This is a genomic window from Brevundimonas sp., from assembly GCF_032107865.1.
Taxonomy (GTDB): domain Bacteria; phylum Pseudomonadota; class Alphaproteobacteria; order Caulobacterales; family Caulobacteraceae; genus Brevundimonas.
The window spans coordinates 1-4,039 of the sequence record NZ_DAMCNG010000228.1; the positions used below are offsets into that span (position 1 = coordinate 1).

Genomic DNA, 4,039 nt, shown 5'->3' on the forward strand with positions numbered 1-4,039 from the left:
GGCATCGAAGGATTGCCCGCGGCGGGCGGCGGCGTCACCGCGATCGGCGCTCCGGTCGAGGGATAGGCCGGACCGCCTGCAGGCGGCAGGCCGCCGCCTTCGATATTGCCGGCCGGAGCACGCGGCCCGTCCTGGACCGGCGGCTGCACGGGCTGCTGAGGCTGGGTCGCCGGCCCTTGGTAATAGGGATTGTTCGGATAGGCGCCGGGCTGCTGGCCCTGCGGCTGGCCCGGTTGCTGCGGATAACCGCCCGCGCCCATCGGCCGGGTCGAGTAGCGCGGCTCGTTCGGATAGGTCGAACACGCCGTAACCGCCAGCGCTCCGCCGACGACGACCGCCGCCCTGATCCAGCCTGTGAAGCCGCTCATGCGTCTCTCCGTATTAACCTTAGTTCAGCATTCAGAAGCCGGTTTGCCCCGACCCGTGGCCGAATCCAACCCGGTAACCCGCGCGAAAGTGGGGCGGAAAGGTTAATGGAGCGGTGAGATTTCGCCCCTCAACCCTCTTTCGCCGTGCCCTCGACCAGAGGCACGAAGCGGACTTCGCACAGGCTTTCGCGCTGGAAACTGCCGTCCGGCTGGCCCGTGTAGCGGTTCAGCATCTGCACCGAGGTGCGTCCCACCGGCGCGACCAGGACGCCGCCCGGCTTCAACTGCTTCAACAGCTCCGTCGGCTCATGCGGCGAGGCGGCAGTGACCATGATACGGTCGAACGGCGCCTGCTCCATCCAACCCTGCCCGCCGTCGCCATGGCGAGTGAAGACATTATCGATACCGAGTATTTTCAATCTGTTCTCGGCCTCACTTAAGAGACTTTTGTAGCGCTCGACCGAATAGACGAAACGCGCCATCCGGCTGAGAACCGCGCACTGATAGCCGCTGCCGGTGCCGATCTCGAGCACGCGATGGCGCGGCTGGACGTCCAGCGCCTGGGTCATCAGGCCGACGATGAACGGCTGGCTGATCGTCTGGGCGCAGTCGATCGGCAGGGCCTGATCCTCCCACGCCTGATCGAGGAATTTCTCATGGACGAAGACGGCGCGGTCGATGGACTCCATCGCCTTCAGCACCCGCGCGTCCGTCACCCCCTGACGCCGCAGCGACAGGATCAGTCGGCCCGCGCGGTCGTCCTTGAGACTCATTTTTCCTGCGGCCCCTTGGGCGGCGCCCCGCCCAGCACCTTCTTCAGGTCATTGACCGACTGCATGTGCGTCAGGTCGATGTGCAGCGGCGTGACCGAGATGCGGCCCTCGTCCATGGCGCGCAGGTCGGTGCCCTCGGCGTGTTCCTGCGGCGCGCCGCGGAAGGCCATCCAGTAGTAGTCGCGGCCGCGCAGGTCGGTGCGACGGATGGCATGCATCTCGCCGATGTCGCGGAAGCCCTGGCGCGTCACCTCGACCGTCTTGACCAATTCCGGCGGCAGGCGCGGGAAGTTGACGTTCATGACCACGCCCTCCCCCCATTTCTGTTCCAGCAGGCGGGCGACAATGCCGGGGCCAAAGGCCTCGGCCGTTTCCCAATGGGCGATCGCCTCGTCGTGGAAACGCTCCAGCGACTGCGACAGGGCGATGGAGCGGATGCCGAAGGCCATGCCCTGAAGCGCGCCCGCCACCGTGCCGGAATAGCTGACGTCCTCGCCCACGTTGTGGCCGCGATTGACGCCCGACAGCACCAGATCCGGCTTCTCGGGCATGATGTCATTGACGGCCAGGATGACGCAGTCGGTCGGGGTGCCGGTCACGGCGAACCGCTTGTCGCCCAGTTGATTGACACGCAGCGGCTCGGTCAGGGTGATGCCCCGCCCCTTGGCCGACTGCTCGGTCTGCGGCGCGACGACCCAGACGTCGTCCGACAGGGCGCGGGCGATCTTCTCAAGGCAGGCCAGGCCCTCGGCCTCGATGCCGTCGTCGTTGGTCAGGAGGATACGCATCAGTTGGACGCCACGCCTACAGTCTTGAGTCCGCCCATATAGGGCTGCAGGGCGGCCGGAACCGCGATGGTCCCATCCTCCTGCTGATAGTTTTCCATCACCGCGACCAGGGTGCGGCCGACCGCCAGACCCGAGCCATTCAGAGTGTGCAGGAACTCGGTCTTCTTCTCGCCCGCGCGCTTGAACCGGGCGTCCATGCGCCGGGCCTGGAAGTCGCCGCAGTTCGAGCAGGAGCTGATCTCGCGATAGGTGTTCTGCGAAGGCAGCCAGACCTCGAGATCATAGGTCTTCTGCGCCGAGAAGCCCATGTCGCCCTTGCACAGCAGCACCTTTCGATAGGGCAGCTCCAGCGCCTTCAGCACCGCCTCGGCGCAGCCGGTCATGCGTTCGTGCTCAGCTTCGGAATCCTCCGGGCGGCAGATGGAGACCATCTCGACCTTGGAGAACTGGTGCTGACGGATCAAACCGCGCGTATCGCGCCCCGCCGACCCGGCCTCGGCGCGGAAGCACGGCGTCAGCGCGGTCATACGCATGGGCTGGGCGACCTCGTCCTCAGGCAGTATCTGTTCGCGCACGAGATTGGTCAGGGAGACTTCGGCGGTGGGAATCAGCCAAAACTGCTCAACAGTTGCAGCCGCATCAAGAGCATTTTCCAGAATAGCGCGAGGGCTATCGCCAGATTTGATCGCCTGACGCATTTTTTCATCAAAATCTGGCAAAGCCTCCCAAAACAGTTCTTCGCGTTTTACCATGTCACCCGCAAGAAACTGATCGATCTTGAACTTTGGCAGTTGACCGGTCCCCTGCATCGCACGGTCATTGACCAAAATCGGCGGATTCACTTCAAGATATCCGTGCTGATCCGTCTGCATGTCCAGCATGAACTGGCCGATGGCGCGCTCCAAGCGAGCGAGCTGGCCCTTCAGCACGGAAAAGCGCGATCCAGACATTTTAGCAGCAGCCTCAAAGTCCAGCATTCCCAGTGCTTCGCCTAGGTCTGCGTGATCCTTGGCCGGTCCTGTGGTGCGCGGTTCACCCCACTTCAAGACCTCGACATTGTCGCTCTCGTCCTCACCATCCGGCACATCGGCAGCCGGAAGGTTAGGTAAAAACATCAACTCACCAGCTTTATTTTCTTCAATAGCCGCGTCGACCACCACGTTGTCCGGCCGAGGCCCAAACAACTTCCGGCTTGCACTTCGGACAATACGATCAGCCTCGGCGATTTCGCCCTTGAGCGCCTCAACCTCGGCCTTCAGGCGGTCGGCCTCGGCCATGTCCTTCTTGCCCATGGCGGCGCCGATGGCCTTGGAGGCGGCGTTGCGCTTGGCCAGGGCGTCCTGACCGCGCGTCTGGGCGGCGCGCAGGTCCACGTCCAGCGCCAGAATGCGCGCGACGACATCGGCGGCGTCATCCACGCCGCGCGACGACCAGCCTGCGACGAAGGCTTCGGGATTGTCGCGAATGGCTCGGATATCGTGCATGGCGTCGCTCTTTCGGCGCTCAAGGAAGGGAGAGCCGAAGGCTGTAGCGCCCCGCGCGGAGTCGGGCAAACCCCGCGCCCGATTTCTTAACCCTGACGCGCCGCCTTGACCTTGATCTCGACGCCGATGGCCTTGGACACCCAGTCGCCGCCCGCATCCGACATCATGCCCATGTTCAGCGCCGTGCGGTCCAGCTCCAGCTTGCCCTCGACCGTGGCCGTCCCGTTCGCCTCGTCGAAGGTGAAGGGCAGGACAATGGGGACCGTCGTCGTCTTGATGCGCAGGGTTCCCGCCGCCTCATAGCGGTTGCCGCCCAGCGCCTTGAACGCTGTCGCCTCAAAGCGCGCGGTTGGATAGGTCGACGTGTCGAACCATTCGGCGCCCGGCAGGCTGCCCTCCTGGGTGGCGTCGCCGGTTTTGGCCGCGCCGGTCTGGATCGTTACCACGGCCTTCGAGCCCGCCAGATCGGTCGGGTCGAACCAGACTTGCGCGTCCCACTGCTCGAACCGGCCGGTGAAGGCCTTGCCCGTGTGGGTTCCGGTGAACTGGATGGTCGAAGCGGCCTTGTCTACGGTCCAGGCGGCGGCCGCGCCCGGCGTCACGGCGGCGTCGGCCGCAGGCGCCGC

Annotated in this window: 4 protein-coding genes and 1 pseudogene; all 5 read right to left on the reverse strand. The window is 64.9% G+C overall.

Annotated features, from left to right (window positions below):
* Positions 1–368: pseudogene (locus tag RT567_RS14345) on the reverse strand (peptidase M23); the annotation flags it as partial.
* Positions 369–496: 128 nt separating this feature from the next.
* Positions 497–1,141: a protein-L-isoaspartate(D-aspartate) O-methyltransferase gene (locus tag RT567_RS14350; protein ID WP_313576947.1), complete on the reverse strand. Its 645-nt coding sequence runs from the start codon at positions 1,139–1,141 to the stop codon at positions 497–499.
* On the reverse strand, positions 1,138–1,929 hold the full coding sequence (gene surE, locus RT567_RS14355; RefSeq protein WP_313576948.1) for a 5'/3'-nucleotidase SurE: 792 nt from the start codon (positions 1,927–1,929) through the stop codon (positions 1,138–1,140). The genes RT567_RS14350 and surE overlap by 4 nt, the downstream gene beginning before the upstream one ends.
* Entirely contained in the window at positions 1,929–3,413 is a 1,485-nt protein-coding gene (gene serS, locus RT567_RS14360) for a serine--tRNA ligase (protein WP_313576949.1), read from the reverse strand. The genes surE and serS overlap by 1 nt, the downstream gene beginning before the upstream one ends.
* A gap of 86 nt (positions 3,414–3,499) precedes the next feature.
* Positions 3,500–4,039: YceI family protein (locus RT567_RS14365; protein ID WP_313576950.1), on the reverse strand; the 540-nt coding region annotated here is incomplete at its 5' end.

Coding starts and splice junctions, on each gene's coding strand:
- serS (WP_313576949.1), bottom strand. CDS start 3,413: ATGCACGATATCCGAGCCATTCGCGACAATCCCGAAGCCTTCGTCGCA.
- surE (WP_313576948.1), bottom strand. CDS start 1,929: ATGCGTATCCTCCTGACCAACGACGACGGCATCGAGGCCGAGGGCCTG.
- RT567_RS14350 (WP_313576947.1), bottom strand. CDS start 1,141: ATGAGTCTCAAGGACGACCGCGCGGGCCGACTGATCCTGTCGCTGCGG.